The 15,177-nt window shown below is 60.7% G+C and carries 13 protein-coding genes and 1 other RNA gene; all 14 read right to left on the bottom strand.

Annotated features, from left to right (window positions below; translation table 11 throughout):
* Nucleotide 1 precedes the first annotated feature (1 nt).
* The 14 genes from AB6Q56_RS12355 to AB6Q56_RS12420 all read right to left on the bottom strand — a co-directional run bounded on the left by AB6Q56_RS12355 (nt 2) and on the right by AB6Q56_RS12420 (nt 15,125).
* Nucleotides 2-598: a glutathione S-transferase N-terminal domain-containing protein gene (locus AB6Q56_RS12355; protein ID WP_150427397.1), complete on the bottom strand. Its 597-nt coding sequence runs from the start codon at nt 596-598 to the stop codon at nt 2-4.
* Between the two features lie 83 nt (nt 599-681).
* Nucleotides 682-1,401 carry a cytochrome c1 gene (locus AB6Q56_RS12360; protein ID WP_434513474.1) on the bottom strand — a complete coding sequence of 240 codons (720 nt, stop codon included), beginning with the start codon at nt 1,399-1,401 and terminating at the stop codon, nt 682-684.
* Between the two features lie 13 nt (nt 1,402-1,414).
* Nucleotides 1,415-2,716 (bottom strand): cytochrome b, encoded by a 1,302-nt coding sequence (locus tag AB6Q56_RS12365; RefSeq protein WP_434513475.1) that lies wholly within the window; start codon nt 2,714-2,716, stop codon nt 1,415-1,417.
* 3 nt (nt 2,717-2,719) lie between these two features.
* Nucleotides 2,720-3,316, bottom strand: a complete 597-nt coding sequence (gene petA / locus AB6Q56_RS12370) for a ubiquinol-cytochrome c reductase iron-sulfur subunit (RefSeq protein ID WP_434513476.1) — start codon at nt 3,314-3,316, stop codon at nt 2,720-2,722.
* Between the two features lie 83 nt (nt 3,317-3,399).
* A complete protein-coding gene (gene recR, locus AB6Q56_RS12375; RefSeq protein WP_434513477.1) occupies nt 3,400-3,999 on the bottom strand; it encodes a recombination mediator RecR in 600 nt (199 codons plus the stop codon).
* Nucleotides 4,000-4,003: 4 nt separating this feature from the next.
* The gene (locus tag AB6Q56_RS12380) at nt 4,004-4,327 is read right to left on the bottom strand and encodes a YbaB/EbfC family nucleoid-associated protein (protein ID WP_150427392.1); all 324 of its coding nucleotides are present in this window, start codon (nt 4,325-4,327) and stop codon (nt 4,004-4,006) included.
* Between the two features lie 13 nt (nt 4,328-4,340).
* Complete coding sequence (gene dnaX, locus AB6Q56_RS12385; protein WP_434513478.1) at nt 4,341-5,969, bottom strand: DNA polymerase III subunit gamma/tau; 1,629 nt, start codon at nt 5,967-5,969, stop codon at nt 4,341-4,343.
* A 27-nt stretch (nt 5,970-5,996) separates the two neighbouring features.
* Nucleotides 5,997-6,095, bottom strand: an RNA gene (gene ffs / locus AB6Q56_RS12390) — signal recognition particle sRNA small type.
* Nucleotides 6,096-6,172: 77 nt separating this feature from the next.
* Nucleotides 6,173-7,279: a 3-deoxy-7-phosphoheptulonate synthase AroG gene (gene aroG / locus AB6Q56_RS12395; RefSeq protein ID WP_434513479.1), complete on the bottom strand. Its 1,107-nt coding sequence runs from the start codon at nt 7,277-7,279 to the stop codon at nt 6,173-6,175.
* Nucleotides 7,280-7,439: 160 nt separating this feature from the next.
* On the bottom strand, nt 7,440-8,318 hold the full coding sequence (locus tag AB6Q56_RS12400) for a type IV pili methyl-accepting chemotaxis transducer N-terminal domain-containing protein (RefSeq protein ID WP_434513480.1): 879 nt from the start codon (nt 8,316-8,318) through the stop codon (nt 7,440-7,442).
* Nucleotides 8,319-8,324: 6 nt separating this feature from the next.
* The gene (locus AB6Q56_RS12405; protein WP_434513481.1) at nt 8,325-8,945 is read right to left on the bottom strand and encodes a c-type cytochrome; all 621 of its coding nucleotides are present in this window, start codon (nt 8,943-8,945) and stop codon (nt 8,325-8,327) included.
* 28 nt (nt 8,946-8,973) lie between these two features.
* Complete coding sequence (gene tldD, locus AB6Q56_RS12410; RefSeq protein WP_434513482.1) at nt 8,974-10,419, bottom strand: metalloprotease TldD; 1,446 nt, start codon at nt 10,417-10,419, stop codon at nt 8,974-8,976.
* Between the two features lie 9 nt (nt 10,420-10,428).
* On the bottom strand, nt 10,429-11,238 hold the full coding sequence (locus AB6Q56_RS12415) for a carbon-nitrogen hydrolase family protein (protein WP_434513483.1): 810 nt from the start codon (nt 11,236-11,238) through the stop codon (nt 10,429-10,431).
* Nucleotides 11,235-15,125: a YhdP family protein gene (locus AB6Q56_RS12420; RefSeq protein WP_434513484.1), complete on the bottom strand. Its 3,891-nt coding sequence runs from the start codon at nt 15,123-15,125 to the stop codon at nt 11,235-11,237. Before AB6Q56_RS12420 ends, AB6Q56_RS12415 begins: the two co-directional genes overlap by 4 nt.
* Nucleotides 15,126-15,177 lie beyond the last annotated feature (52 nt).

A 15,177-nucleotide genomic window follows, 5' to 3' on the forward strand; every position in this document is an offset into this window, starting at 1 on the left:
CTTACTTGCGCATCGCCTTTTCCGACGGCGTCAGCGCGTCGATGAAGCCCTGGCGGCTGAAGATACGCTCGGCGTACTTCATCAGCGGCGCAGCGGCCTTGCCGAGGTCGATGCCGTAGTGGTCGAGACGCCACAGCAACGGGGCGATGGCCACGTCGAGCATGGAGAATTCGTCACCGAGCATGAACTTCTGCTTGTTGAAGATCGGCACGATCTCGGTCAGGCGGGCACGAATTTCCTGGCGCGCCTTGTCGGCGGTCTTGCCGTTCTTTTCGATCACTTCCATGAACGAGAAGATTTCGCGTTCCATGCCGACCAGCAGCTGGCGGGCGCGGGCGCGCATGATCGGATCGGCCGGCATCAGTTGCGGATGCGGGAAGCGCTCGTCGATGTATTCGTTGATGATGTTCGGCTCGAACAGGACGAGGTCACGCTCGACCAGGACCGGGACGCGGTTGTGCGGGTTGATCGCAGCCATTTCTTCCGGCTTGTTGAACATGTCGACATCGATGACCTGGAAATCCATGCCTTTTTCGAACAGGACAATGCGGCAACGATGGCTGAAAGGGCAGGTAGTACCCGAATAAAGATTCATCATTTGTGGTAACCCTCAAAATGAGATTCGGCATCGGGGGCTGGCCGAAGCCAAACCCGCGATGCCGTTAGCTAATCCGCGCAGGATTAGTGAATGTCTTTCCAGTATTCCTTCTTCAACGCGTAGGCCACGACGAAGAGGACCGCCAGGAAGGCCAGAACGAAGAAACCCAGGGTGCGACGGAACTCCTGCTGCGGTTCGCCCATCCAGACCATGAAGCCGACCAGGTCGGAAACAGCCTTATCGAATTCGGCCGGCGCCATGGTGCCCGGAACAGCCAGTTCCAGCTTGTGCGTTTCGTGATTCAGCACTTGCTGGCCTTGCAGTCCGTACAGGATGTGCGGCATGCCAACGTTTTCGAAAATCACGTTGTTCCAGCCGGTCGGCCGGTTGGCATCGCGGTAGAAGGAACGCAGATAGGTGTAGAGCCAGTCGGCCCCAGCACCTGCATTACCGGCTTCGCCACGGGCACGGGCGACGATGGTCAAATCCGGCGGGGTAGCGCCGAACCACAGCTTCTGTTCATCGGCACGCGCCGCGACAGCCATCAGGCCACCGATCTTGTCGGAGGTGAACATCAGGTTGTCCTTGACCTGCGTCTCGGTCAGGCCGAGATCCATCAGGTTCTTGTAGCGCATGTAGGATGCGCCATGGCAGTTCAGACAGTAATTGACGAACAGCTTGGCGCCGTTTTGCAGTGCCGCCTTGTCGCTCACCGAGCCCGGCCACTTGTCGAGGTGGACGTTGCCGCCGCTGGCGAAAGCCATCAGCGGGGCGAAGAGCAATGCGATCAGATATTTTTTCATGTTAGGCATCCTCTCACTTCATCGTCACACGGTCCGGGACCGGGCTGAACTTGTCCATGCGGGACCACCACGGCATGCCGAGGAAGAAGCCGAAGTAGAACACCGAGCAAATCTGCGAAACCAGCTCACCCATCGGCGACGGGGACAGGGTGCCCAGGTAGCCCAGGATGAAGAAGCAGATGACGAAGATGGTCAGCAGGGTCTTGTAGATCGGACCGCGGTAGCGGATCGACTTGACCGGACTGCGATCGAGCCAGGGCAGGAAAGCGAAGATCACGACCGAAGCGCCCATGGCGACCACGCCCCAGAACTTGGCATCGAGACCGAACAGCGGATAGGTCACGGCACGCAGGATCGAGTAGAACGGCGTGAAGTACCAGACCGGCGCGATGTGCGGCGGGGTCTTCAGCGGGTCGGCCGGGTAGAAGTTCGGCGTTTCGAGGAAGTAGCCACCACCTTCCGGCGCCCAGAACATCACGGCGGAGAAGACCATCAGGAAGACGATCACACCGACGATGTCCTTGACCGTGTAGTACGGGTGGAACGGGATGCCGTCACGCGGAATGCCGTTTTCGTCCTTGTTGGCCTTGATTTCAACGCCGTCCGGGTTGTTCGAGCCGGTTTCGTGCAGCGCCAGCACGTGAGCGGCAACCAGGCCGATCAGAACGAGCGGGAAGGCGATCACGTGGAAGGAGAAGAAGCGGTTCAGGGTGGCATCGCCCACGACGAAGTCGCCGCGGATGAGGATGGACAGGTCCGGCCCGATGACCGGGATGGCCGAGAACAGGTTCACGATGACCTGGGCCCCCCAGAAAGACATCTGACCCCACGGCAGCAGATAGCCGAAGAAGGCTTCGCCCATCAGGCACAGGAAAATGCCGACGCCGAACAACCAGGTCAGTTCACGCGGCTTGCGATAGGAACCGTAGAGCAGGCCACGGAACATGTGCAGGTAAACCACGATGAAGAAAGCCGAGGCACCGGTAGAGTGCATGTAGCGGATCAGCCAGCCACCCGGCACGTCGCGCATGATGTACTCGACGGAAGCGAAGGCGACCGGCACGCCGTTGGCGTTCACAGCCGCATCCGGCTTGTAGTGCATGACCAGGAAGATGCCGGTGACGATCTGGATGACCAGAACCAGCAGGGCCAGGGAACCAAAGAAATACCAGAAGTTGAAGTTCTTCGGCGCGTAGTACTCGGACAGGTGACCCTTCCACAGGGAGGTTGCCGGGAAGCGGGCGTCGACCCACTCCAGCAGATTGCCGCCGATCGAACCGTCGGACTTGTATTTTTCGAAATTGCCAGCAGCCATTTCTTACGCTCCCTTCTTGTCTTCGCCGATCAAGATACGGCTATCGGCCATGTAGTAGTGCGGCGGCACCTCAAGGTTGGTCGGAGCAGGCTTCGACTTGTAAACGCGACCGGCGAAGTCGAAGGTGGAGCCGTGGCAGGGGCACAGGAAACCACCCAGCCATTCGCCGGGCATGCCTTCTTCGGCACCCTTCTTGAATTTCTGCGACGGCGAGCAGCCGAGGTGGGTGCAGATACCGACGACAACCATGATTTCCGGCTTGATGGAGCGGGTATCGTTCTGGGCATAGGCCGGTTGCTGGTTCTTTTCGGACTTCGGGTCAGCAACGGCATCGGCCAGCTTGGGCAAGGTATCCAGCATGTCCTTGGTGCGATTGATGATCCACACCGGCTTGCCGCGCCACTCGACGGTCATCATCTGACCCGGCTCGAGCTTGCTGATATCGACTTCAACCGGAGCGCCTGCTGCCTTGGCGCGTTCGGAAGGAAGCAAGCTGGAGACGAACGGCACAAGCGCGGCAACCGCACCTGCCCCGCCCACGGCTGCGGTCGCGACGACCAAGCGCCGCCGTCCGCAGTCCACTTTTCCTTGATTGCTCATTACGCTGACCCCTAAAGGAATTGGATGGGATAAAAAATAAACACTAAATTATACGACAACGGAACCGTCGTTAAAAGACGCTGTCACCCTGCGCAGCTCTTTCGTTCGCGCAAGGCTTGCGCCAGCGTCCCGCTATCGACGTACTCCAGCTCACCGCCGACCGGCACGCCGCGGGCGATCCGGGTGACGCCGACGCCCTTGGGCCTGAGCATCGCGGTGATGTAATGCGCCGTCGCCTCACCCTCGTTGGTGTAGTTGGTGGCTAGGATGACTTCTTTGACCACCCCGTCAAGCGCCCGTGCCATCAAGCGCTCGAGGCCGAGTTCGCGCGGACCGACGCCGTCGAGCGGAGAAAGGCGCCCCATCAGGACGTAGTAGAGCCCCTGGTAGCTCAGGGTCTGCTCCATCATATTCATGTCAACCGGGGTTTCGACCACGCACAGCACGCTCTGGTCGCGCCGCGGCGACAGGCAGCGCTCGCAAACATCGGCTTCGGAAAAGGTATTGCAACGCTGGCAATGCCGAATGGCCTGCAAGGCGTACAGCACCGCATCGCCCAGGCGCTGCGCCCCCGCCCGGTCGCGCTGCAGCAGATGGTAGGCCATGCGCTGCGCCGATTTCGGCCCGACTCCGGGCAGGCAGCGCAAGGCCTCGATCAGCGACTCAAGCCCGGACGGATTCACGTAATCAGAACGGCAGTTTGAATCCGGGCGGCAGATTGAGGCCGGCCGTGAAGCCAGCCATCTTTTCCTTGCTCAGCGCCTCCCCGCGCCGAACGGCATCGTTCAGGGCAGCCGCCACGAGATCCTCGAGCATTTCGCGGTCGTCCATGACGGACTGGTCGATGCTGACACGACGCACCTCATGGGCGCAGGTCATCACAACCTTGACCATCCCGGCACCGGACTGCCCCTCGACTTCGAGCTGAGCCAGTTGATCCTGGGCCTTCTTCATGTTTTCCTGCATTGCCTGCGCCTGCTTCATCAGGCCACCCAAGCCACCCTTCATCATATGCTTCTCTCCGTTAGACGATTGGTTTAATCGACGATTCGATGACGGACGCCCCAAACGAGTCGATCACGTCGCGAACGAAAACATCCTGGGCGATCGCATTCTCCGCCCTCTCCTGCAGTTCCTGGCGCTGCTTGCCCGCCGTGGCGGCCGGCGTATCGACCTCGTTCTCGGCCAGCTCGATGCGCAGTTGCACCGTATGCCCAAGGTAGTCGGCAAGCGCCTGCTGCAGACGATCCGGATTCGGCTTCATCTGCAGGTGCGTCTGCTTGGGCGACAGACGAAGCAGACACTGCCCCTCGGCCAGCCGCCGAAGTTCGCAGTTCTGCGCCAGCTCCCTGGCTAGGCCGGTGAGTGATAGCGCCGCGACGATCTGATGCCAGTCTCCGGCGCCGGCATTTGCGGCAGGCACCCGGGAAACCGCCAGCGCCTCTGCACGCACGGGCTGCACAACTGGTTGAGGCACCGCTTGCTGAACCGGCGTCACCGATTGCCCCCTGCTGACCGGTGACTGCGCCCGACTGCGCGGCATTACCGAACCGACCACATCGGCCACACTGCTCGGACGGAAAGCATGCAGGCGAAGCAGGGTCATAACGAAGCCGGAGTACTCATCCGGTGCCGACGGCAACTCGACGCGCCCGACATTGACGATCTGGTAGGCCAACTGGACGAATTCCGGCGAAAATGTGTTGGCCAGCGCCACGATGCGTTCCCTTTCCGGTTCATCGTCGTCGATGGCCGAAGGCACGCACTGTGCGATCTGTATCCGCGTTAGCAAGGCGCCCAATTCCTGCAAAGCTGCCGTAAACGACAGGCTACGCACCCCCATGTCGGCCGCCACCTGCAGCAACACCCCAGCCTCGCCGGCCTGCAAGGCCTCGAGAATGGCAAGCAAAAAATCCTGATCGACCGTGCCGAGCATACCGCGCACCTGCGCCTCCTCGACCCTGCCAGCCCCATGGGCGATAGCCTGGTCGAGCAGCGACAGCGCGTCGCGCATACTGCCAGCCGCCGAGCGGGCGACTAGCGCCAGCGCTGGCATGTCATAGGGGACGCCTTCGGCTTGCAGGATATGGGACAGGTGTCCGGTGATGGCGACCGCCGGCATCTGCTTCAGATTGAACTGCAGGCAGCGCGACAGGACGGTGACAGGAATCTTTTGCGGGTCTGTAGTCGCCAGGATGAACTTGACGTGCTCCGGCGGCTCCTCCAGCGTCTTCAACATAGCATTGAACGCTGAATTGGACAGCATGTGCACTTCGTCGATCACATAGACCTTGAAGCGACCGCGCGTCGGTGCGTAAACCGCATTTTCAAGCAACTGGCGCATTTCATCGACGCGGGTATTGGTCGCGGCGTCGACTTCAAGCAGATCGACGAAACGACCGCTGTCAATTTCCTGGCAGGCGGAACACTGACCACAGGGCGTTGCCGTAATCCCGGTTTCGCAATTCAGCGACTTGGCGAGAATCCGTGCAATAGTCGTCTTGCCGACACCACGAGTACCTGTGAACAGATAGGCGTGATGCAAGCGCTGTTCAGCCAGGGCGTGCGACAAAGCGCGCACCACATGCTCCTGCCCAACCAGCGTCGAAAAATTGCGCGGCCGCCACTTGCGCGCAAGAACCTGATAACTCATGCGCCCCACACCATGCAGAAAAATGAAAATGGCGAGCCTAACCCCCGGCACTTGCAGTCAATGGCTGTGGCTGCTTCCTTCCGGACCTGACCAGGTTCACCACCCTGCAATGCGGGGAGACCCGCCGGGGCGAATTCTAACACAGCACTTCGCCACCCAAAGGGCGAAAGCCGTATTTTTAGTTCATCGCCCCTGAAACCGGATTACTCGGCCGCTTCGGCGACACGACGGGAACGCACTGCCGCCGCCAGCCTTTCCATCACCACGACGCTATCATCCCAGTTGATGCAAGCGTCGGTGATACTCTGGCCGTAGGTCAGCGGTTTGTCCGGCGACAGGTCCTGACGACCTTCGACAAGATGCGATTCGACCATGACACCGACGATGCGCTCTTCGCCGCCAGCGATCTGTTCGGCAACGCTATCGCAGACTTCCATCTGCAGCTTGAATTGCTTGCGGCTGTTGCCGTGCGAGAAATCAACCATCAAGCGGGCAGCGAGGCCGGCCTTGGCGATTTCCTGACAGGCCGCATCAACACTCGCGGCGTCGTAGTTCGGCTCCTTGCCGCCGCGCAGGATGACGTGACAATCCTCGTTGCCCATCGTGGACACGATGGCGGTGTGGCCGGACTTGGTAACCGACAGAAAATGGTGCGGTGAGTTAGCCGAGCGAATGGCGTCGACGGCGATGCGCATGTTGCCGTCGGTGCCGTTCTTGAAACCGACCGGGCAGGACAAGCCGGAAGCCAGTTCGCGATGTACCTGCGACTCGGTGGTACGAGCCCCGATTGCCCCCCAGGCGATCAGGTCGGCGGTGTATTGCGGTGTGATGGTATCGAGGAACTCGGTAGCGCACGGCAAACCCAGTTCATTGACTTCAAGCAGGATGCGACGCGCCAGGCGCAGACCCTCATTAATACGGAAGGTATTATCGAGACGCGGGTCGTTGATCAAGCCCTTCCAGCCGACCGTCGTGCGCGGCTTCTCGAAGTAGACACGCATGACGACGATGAGGTCATCGGCAAAGCGCTCGGCCTCCTTGGCCAGCTTCTTCGCGTAATCCATTGCCAGCTCGTAGTCGTGGATCGAACACGGGCCGATAACGACCAACAGACGGTCGTCGGCACCATGCAGGACACGATGAATGGCCTGACGGGCATCATAGGTCGCCTGGGCAGCCCGACTGGAAACAGGGTACTCGCGAAAAACATGAGCGGGCGGCACCAGTTCCTTGATTTCCCTGATGCGAACGTCGTCGGTATTGGGTTTGCTTGATTGTGTACTGTGCGGCGTCGTCATGGCCTGCCCCATTCAAAATGCTGGAAACCCACCATTCTACCGGATGTCGGCAGCCGAATATGATCCTGCACTGTCGCCCAAGGCGTGGGGGGCACCCAATGCCGATCTGTTACGACCCACACGGACAACGCATCAAAGCCTCGCTTCAGCCACCCCGATCGGTCCGACCCAACTACTTGGGCAGCTTTTCGTAAAGACCAACAACGCCTTCCATTTCTTCCAGAATACGCTCGCTAGTAGTAGCGACAGCCGTTTGCGGCCGCTTGTCCGCACCAACTTTCTGCCCCAGGGCATTTTCAAAGAAGAACCATTGCTGCTTGACGAGTTCGAGGCCGTCCTTGATCTGCGGCGTATTAGCCGGCGCTGCACCGAGTTCGGCCAGTGCTTCGGCAAAGTCTTTGCGGGCCTTTTCCAGATTGGCGGCACTATTCGCGTCGTTCACACCCCAGGCGTTTGCCTGGTAGAACTTGGCCATGCGCTGCGACAGCATGCGCTGCCGCCCCGAAATATTGACCAGCCGCCCAGCCGTCGAAGCGGACTGCTTTTCGAGCTGGACAGTCCCTTGATGCGCCAAGGTCAGCACCTCCTCGGAAAGCGCCAGAACCTTGCGTCCGCCATCCTGCGACGGATTTTTGCCGATAAGAAGATCCTTGTAGGCCAACCAAGACTGTTCAAGACTGACATAGGTTGCCTTGATATCGGGCGTCGGTGCGTAATTTTTCAATTCGACCAGCTGACGGTCAAAGGTGGCAACGGATGTATCGAGCACTTTTTTGCTGCGCTCGACCTCAACGCCCTGGCCGATCTGAAAATAAACCTTGGCCATGCGCTGCGACAACATGCGCTGACGACCCGCCTTGTTGATGGCCGAGTTGATGTCGTTAATTTGTGCCTGAGCCGAGTCAATACCCAAGCTGAGGAAAACAGCGATAAAGATACTCAGCAAAGTCTTCAAGAAGACCCCCGCAGATTTTCGATGAGATGGGAGCTTATCCGCTACTATCGGAGTGCCGCAATGATTTGTATCAACACCGTAACAAATGCGTGACAACTTGGCTCATGGTAGCTGGGTAAGATAATTCACGATTGCCACAATGTCATCGTTCTTCAGCGGCGCCGTCGCAATCGACATCAGCTGATTGTTACGGACACCCGTTCCGTCACGATAGCGCGTGATGGAACTCTGCAGATAAACAAGATTCTGGCCGGCCAGACGCGGATACTGCTCGTTGCCATGTGCGTCATCCCCATGGCAACGAGTGCACAATTTACCGAACAGCTCCTTCCCGCGCGCTACCAGCCCGGCATCAGCCTTTGAGCGAGCAGAAGCCTGGCTGGCGAAGAACAAGGCAATCTGCACCCGCTCGTCATCTTTCAGCACCTTGATCAGCCCCTGCATGAAGGGGTCTTTGCGCTCGCCACTACCGAATTTTCGTATTTGCTCAAGCAAATAAGCGGCATTCTGCCCCGCCAGGTTGGGAATTTCCTGCGATTTGCTGACGCCAGTTTCGCCATGGCAGTTGGCGCAGAAGAAAGATGCCTTCCGGCCCGCCTCAACCGCGGCTTTCAGTGCGACCGGGTCACCCTGCACGATCTTCAGGCGCTCCTGGGTCGCTGGCTGAGCCAACACGGAAAAACAGGCAAAAAGAAACCCCGCCGCTGCGAGTAACAAGCGCATAACAATTCCCTTACATTGCAAATGGGTATTATGCAGTACCCCCCACGGTCAGTCCATCGATTCGCAAGGTTGGCTGCCCGACACCGACCGGAACGCTCTGCCCCTCCTTGCCGCAGGTGCCTACGCCTGGATCGAGTTGCAGATCATTGCCGATCATCGACACGCGAGTTAGCGCATCCGGGCCGTTACCGATCAGGGTCGCCCCTTTGATCGGCCGCGTCACCTTGCCGTCCTCGATCAGATAGGCCTCGCTCATCGAGAAAACGAACTTGCCGCTGGTGATATCAACCTGACCGCCGCCGAAATTCGCGGCGTAGATACCCTTCTTGACCGACTGGATAATCTCCTGCGGGTCATGCTTCCCGGCCAGCATCATGGTATTGGTCATGCGCGGTAGCGGGAGATGGGCAAAGGACTCGCGGCGGCCATTACCGGTCGGGGCGACGCCCATCAGGCGCGCATTCAGGCTGTCCTGCATGTAGCCCTTGAGGATGCCATCCTCGATCAATACGTTACGCTGGGTCGGATTGCCCTCATCATCGAAATTCAGCGAGCCGCGACGGTCGGCAATCGTGCCATCGTCGATCACGGTAACGCCCTTGGCCGCAACGCGCTGGCCGATGCGACCGCTGAAGGCCGAACTGCCCTTGCGGTTGAAATCGCCCTCGAGTCCGTGGCCGACCGCCTCGTGAAGCAGTATGCCGGGCCAGCCAGAGCCGAGGACAACCGTCATCTGGCCGGCCGGTGCCGGCTCGGCGTGCAGATTGACCACCGCCTGGTGCACGGCTTCCTTGGCATAGCGCTGCAGGATTTCATCGTCGAAATAACCGAAGTCGAAACGGCCACCGCCGCCGGCGCCCCCCTGCTCCCGCTTGCCGTTTTCCTCGACAATGACCGAGACAGAGCAGCGGACCAACGGCCGGATGTCGGCCGCCAGGCGGCCGTCCGAGCCGGCGACGAGGATCACTTCATATTCGCCAGCCAGCGAGGCCATGACCTGTACGACGCGCGGGTCGATGGCCCGGGCATAGCCTTCCAAACGCTCGAGCAGCTTGACCTTGGCATCGGCCGGCAGCGAAGCGATCGGGTCATGCGGCACGTAGAGCGCGCGCGCCGCCTTGGCGGCCTGCAAGGTAGGCAGGCTGCCCGACTGCCCCACCGCCGCGATGGCGCGCACCGCATTGGCTGCGTCGCCGAGTGCCCGGGCGCTGATGTCATCCGAATAGGCGAAGGCTGTCTTCTCGCCGGAAATGGCACGCACGCCGACACCCTGATCGATGTTGAAGCTGCCCGACTTGACGATACCCTCGTCCAGGCTCCATGCCTCGGAACGGGAATACTGGAAGTAGAGATCGGCATAGTCGACCTGGTTTTTCAGGATCTGGCCAAAGGTGCGCGAAAGGTCGCCCTCGGTCAGCGAGAACGGGGTGAGCAGCAGGGATTCGGCTTGCGCCAGGGCGCTCGGTTGAGTCATGAAACTTCCTTAGAGTTTGCGGTGGGCGAGCGCCGGCAGGCTCTCGCGGATGTCGGCAATGCGTTGATGATCCAGATCGGCGATGACCACGCCCGGCCCCTTGGCCTTGCGATCGAGGATTTCGCCCCAAGGATCGACAATCATGCTGTTCCCGTGCGTCTGGCGGCCGCTTTCATGCGTCCCGCCCTGTCCGACAGCAAGTAAATAGCATTGGTTCTCGATGGCCCGGGCGCGCAACAGTATTTCCCAGTGCGCCCGGCCGGTCGTTTCGGTAAAGGCTGCCGGCACCAAAATCAGATCTACCGGCGCCAGAGTCCGATACAACTCCGGAAAGCGCAGGTCATAGCAAATCGACAGGGCGATGCGACCAAAAGGGGTATCGACCGTCACCGGGCGGTTGCCAGCCTCGATGAAACTCGCTTCGTCGTAGGCTTCATCACCTTTCCTGAAACCGAACAGATGCACCTTATCATAGCGTTCGACGCACTCGCCGGCCGGGTTGTAGACCAGGCTGGCATTGCGCATCTTATCGAGCGACTCGGCAGCCAGCGGGAGCGAGCCAGCAAAGAGCCAGATCCCGTGGCGTTGCGCCGTCTCGGCCAGCCATGCCTGGATCGGGCCGAAACCAAAGGTTTCGCGGGCGCGAACCCGATCTGCATCCACTGCGCCAATGATCGGAAAATACTCCGGCAAGACGACCAACTGGGCGCCTTGCGCCACAGCCTCGTCGACCAGATGCCCTGCAACCGCGAGATTTTCCGCAACGCGCGGACCGGAAACCATCTGCAACGCAGCGATCCGGCAATTCAGCTTGCTCATTGCTTCTCTTCCTCTTCCGCCTTCGGCCTAGCCTCCTGCGACGACTCCCCGGCCTTGTCGACCTTGGGGTCCGCCCAGCTTCCGGTCACATGATAACGATAGCTGAACAGGCGATTGAGCGGTCTCTGCAGCACAGTATTGGCCACCAGAGCCGCCGCGCCGATCACCGGATTGACCAGCGCGGCCGTTCCCACCGCCGCCAGACCACCCACTTCGGGGCGCACGACAACCTGCATATCCTGGGTTTCCGCTTTCAGGTCGGTTTCTCCAAGCATTTCGATCTGGGCTGCGGGGCCATTGATGCGCAGGGGATCGATCGTCCGCATCACGCCCTTGCGTACGGCCAGCTTGCCATCGATGCTGTCAAAGGCGAGCCCTTCGCTGAAGATGTCGCGAAAATCAAGGGTCAGCCGTCGCGGCAGGGACTGCAGCGAAATCAGGCCGAGCAACTTTCCAACCCCTGGCTCCAGCTTGTTGAACTGCCCCTTCTCGATATTGACCGACAGCTGGCCACCCAGGCTGGGGTAGTGAATCCCGGTCAGCGGCCCGTTCCATTGCACGTTGCCGCTCAACGTTCCACTGCCGCGACGCACCGCATCGGCATAACCCAGTCGATCAAGGAGTCGCCCGACATCCTTGGCCACGAGTTCAAAATCCAGCCGCGTCTGATGGCGTCCGGAATTGACCCACACGCCCTTGCCCTTAAGCGTGCCATCGGGGTTCTGCAGGCTCAGGGCATCGAGATTCCAGGCTCCCTTATCGTTGCGCGCCTTCAAATCCAGCCGACCCAGCGCCCGGTCGCTGATCTGCAAATCGTCCACCACCAGGCTCATACCAGGCAGGTTATTGATCAAGGTCGCCCCCCCCTCGCCGATCTCGGTCGAGGACTTGAGTACCAGCCGCTTGAAGTTTCCTTCGACCCAGCCTTCACCAGACTGTTTCCAGAACAGGTCGCCCACTGCCTCGCGCGTGTTGAGCCCGATCTGCCAACCGCCATCGCGGGGACGCAGGGTCGTCTCGACGTTGCTGAAATCCCGTTCGAACACACGGAGCAGCGGAGTCTTCAGCGACAATACACTGAGCACCATCCCGCCAGGGTCGGCCGCGGCGCCACTTGCGTTGTCCGGCAGATAGTTTTTCCAGGTATCGGCATCGATCCTCGGCGTCGCCACCCGAACGGCCAGCCCCTTTTCCGGCAAGCGTGGCTCTGCATCGCCGACGGCAAAAACACCGCGTTCCCACGCCTCCCCGCGACGAACGATCACGCCCTGACCGATCTTGCCCAGGGTAATGCGGTACTGCTCGCGCTGGGCGTCCGGATGCGTCTGCTCGATGCGCAACGGCAGCGCTGCTGACGCAGTCTTGTTCAACGGCTCCGGCAACGGAGAGCTAACGCCAACCAGATCGGACTCGACGACCACTTCGGCATTTTTCTTGCGAATATTGATGTCGGCCTTCCAGCCCGCACCGCCGACCAGGTGATTGATCAACGGCCATCCAAAGTGATTGCTCACCTCCTTGATCTGCGCCGCCCCACTGGCCTGGATACCCACCTTGTCGCCCACGCTGCGGACCTGCACCCGGAGCGGACCGCCGAACACCCGACCGACGATATCCTGAGCCGTCGCACTGTTTTCGGTAAGTTGCAGACGACCGTTGACCTGGGTCAACGGTGGCAGTCCGGCCAGCGGCTGCAACTGGTTATTCTGGAAACGGTAATCACCGCGCATCTTCGTGTCCTGCGCGTGACGCAAGGGAATGTCGAGTTCCAGATTCAGACTGCCGTTGCCCAGCGCCGTCATGCCATCGGTGAAATGATCGAGCGTTTCCGCCAGAGGGCTTTTCTCGATGAAGCGCAGGAATTCCGTGGTCGGCCCTTGGGCCAGGCCGCGCACGTGCAGCACTTCCTCATGCGATTCGAAATCCGGAATCCGCACATCGACACCCGAGAGGCTGGCGCCCAGTATCCGCCCCTTGCTGGCTGCAATCTTCATGCCCACATCGAAGCTCATATCCGCTTCGATAGCCTCGATGGCCGGCCAGCCGGGCACGTAGTCGACCTTGGCATCGGCGGCCTTGGCGGTGACCAGGAACTTGCCGCCCTTACCATCGCGGAAGGGAAAATCCTGCAAATTGCCCTTGAGCACCAGCTTACCGTCGTAGCCACGACCGGCAACGATGCCATGCCTTATCCAGGCACGCGCCTCGGCATTGACGACGTGCGGCATGTAGCGCCAGACGGCGGTGGCCTCCGCTCGATCGACCTTTGCCGTCAGGTCGATCTCGCCCGGGCCGTCTCCGGTATAGCGATAAATGCCCTGTGCGGAACCGGCGGCGTCGGGGCCGGCGAATTCCAGCTTGTCGAGCCGGATATCGATAGCTTCCGCCGAATTCTTCCAGCTGGCCTTGGCCTTCAGCTGGGTGAGCGCGATATCGGGGACCGGAAAAATAGCCGGCAGCGAGAGGCCTGACCTGCCAGAATCGAGGAGCAGTTCCCCGCCCTTCTCGGTCAGTTCGACGCTGCCGGAAACGCCCTCGGCGCCGGGAAAATACCCACCCGCCACCAGGCCCATGTCGCGGAACGTCGTTTTCAGGCTGTATTTCCGGAGCGTTTCGTCATCCAGCATCCAGCTCGCCCGCAATTCGGCAACCCGCCCCTGCGGCCTGTGCCGCTCAAGCAACTCACGGCTCTTGGCATCGAGCGGCATATAGGCAGCAAGGCCGGCCAGTATGCCCAGATCGAGGAAACTGGCGCTGGCATTGCCATTGATGACCATCGTCTGCGGATTCTGGCGCCATTCCAGATTGAAGTCGGTAGGGGCGACGCGTACACCATCCCGAGTCAGCAACTCAACCTTGTGCCCGGCAAGAGCCCACTCGCTACCTTCGTAACGCCCTTCCAGCCGGCCGCGCATATTGGCCAGATCGAGTTCCGGCAACTTGCGACCCAGCCGGATACGCAACTCCTCAAGCGCAACGTCTGCCGTCACCTTGCCGGCGCCGTCGCCAAGATCGCCCCACACCCGCAAGGCCCCGCGCCCCTGGGGCAGCAGCACCGGATAGTCGACCCACGCCCGCCAACCCGCCAGATCGGCATAATCCAGCTCGACAAAGAGCTTGCCGGTCAACTTGTCGAGCGCATCACCGAGATTACCCCGGACCTCACCACGAATATCAACCCGTGCCGCCAGATGGGCCGGCGGTGCCGCCGAAAGGCCGAAGCGGTGTCGCCGGCCGCTGTTGTCCAGAGCGAACTGCAAATCCTCCAGCACCAGCGGCGGCGCCTTGCGCAAACGATCCTCCCAGACGATGGTGGCGTCGTGGATGCGGATGCGCTTCTGATCGAGCACCCATTCGGCAAACGCCGGATCACCCTCGCTCTCGGTGTCCATTCCGGCGACGGTCAGCTTGCCGTTAACCTCCCGACGAACGTGCAATACCGGCCCGTCGAAAGCCAGGAGGGACAGTATCGGACGTAAACGCAACAAGCTCTGCCACGACATCACGCCTTCGACACGGGCCAACGAAAAAGCCGCCCCTCCCTGTCGATCGGCGACAACCACATCATCAAGAACGAGGTCCGGATTCAGGCCCTGCCAGCGTGCCTCGATGCGGCCGATGCTGACAGGCTGCCCGACCGCCTTGCTGGCGGCGCGCTCGATCTCGTCGCGATAGTCCGCCACCTTGGGCAGCACCACGAAACGCAGGGCCAGGACCAGCACCGTGAACGCCAGCCAGGCGGCAAAAGCCAGCCAGCCGGCCCAGCGCAAGCCGCGAGCGACCGCCGGCTTGGCCAGAATAGGCCACAGCCAGTGCAAGCGGTGATAGGCCGCAGCACGCACATCCGGCGAAATCACACCGTCATTCGGGGCCGACGCCTCAGTCACCGGCGAAACCGCTTTGCCATTGGGGGTAATAGGTCACTACAATCAGGAAATC

The sequence above is a fragment of the Dechloromonas sp. ARDL1 genome, assembly GCF_051122455.1.
Taxonomy (GTDB): domain Bacteria; phylum Pseudomonadota; class Gammaproteobacteria; order Burkholderiales; family Rhodocyclaceae; genus Azonexus.

Coding starts and splice junctions, on each gene's coding strand:
- AB6Q56_RS12355 (WP_150427397.1), bottom strand. CDS start 598: ATGATGAATCTTTATTCGGGTACTACCTGCCCTTTCAGCCATCGTTGC.
- AB6Q56_RS12360 (WP_434513474.1), bottom strand. CDS start 1,401: ATGAAAAAATATCTGATCGCATTGCTCTTCGCCCCGCTGATGGCTTTC.
- AB6Q56_RS12365 (WP_434513475.1), bottom strand. CDS start 2,716: ATGGCTGCTGGCAATTTCGAAAAATACAAGTCCGACGGTTCGATCGGC.
- petA (WP_434513476.1), bottom strand. CDS start 3,316: ATGAGCAATCAAGGAAAAGTGGACTGCGGACGGCGGCGCTTGGTCGTC.
- AB6Q56_RS12380 (WP_150427392.1), bottom strand. CDS start 4,327: ATGATGAAGGGTGGCTTGGGTGGCCTGATGAAGCAGGCGCAGGCAATG.
- dnaX (WP_434513478.1), bottom strand. CDS start 5,969: ATGAGTTATCAGGTTCTTGCGCGCAAGTGGCGGCCGCGCAATTTTTCG.
- aroG (WP_434513479.1), bottom strand. CDS start 7,279: ATGGGGCAGGCCATGACGACGCCGCACAGTACACAATCAAGCAAACCC.
- AB6Q56_RS12405 (WP_434513481.1), bottom strand. CDS start 8,945: ATGCGCTTGTTACTCGCAGCGGCGGGGTTTCTTTTTGCCTGTTTTTCC.
- tldD (WP_434513482.1), bottom strand. CDS start 10,419: ATGACTCAACCGAGCGCCCTGGCGCAAGCCGAATCCCTGCTGCTCACC.
- AB6Q56_RS12415 (WP_434513483.1), bottom strand. CDS start 11,238: ATGAGCAAGCTGAATTGCCGGATCGCTGCGTTGCAGATGGTTTCCGGT.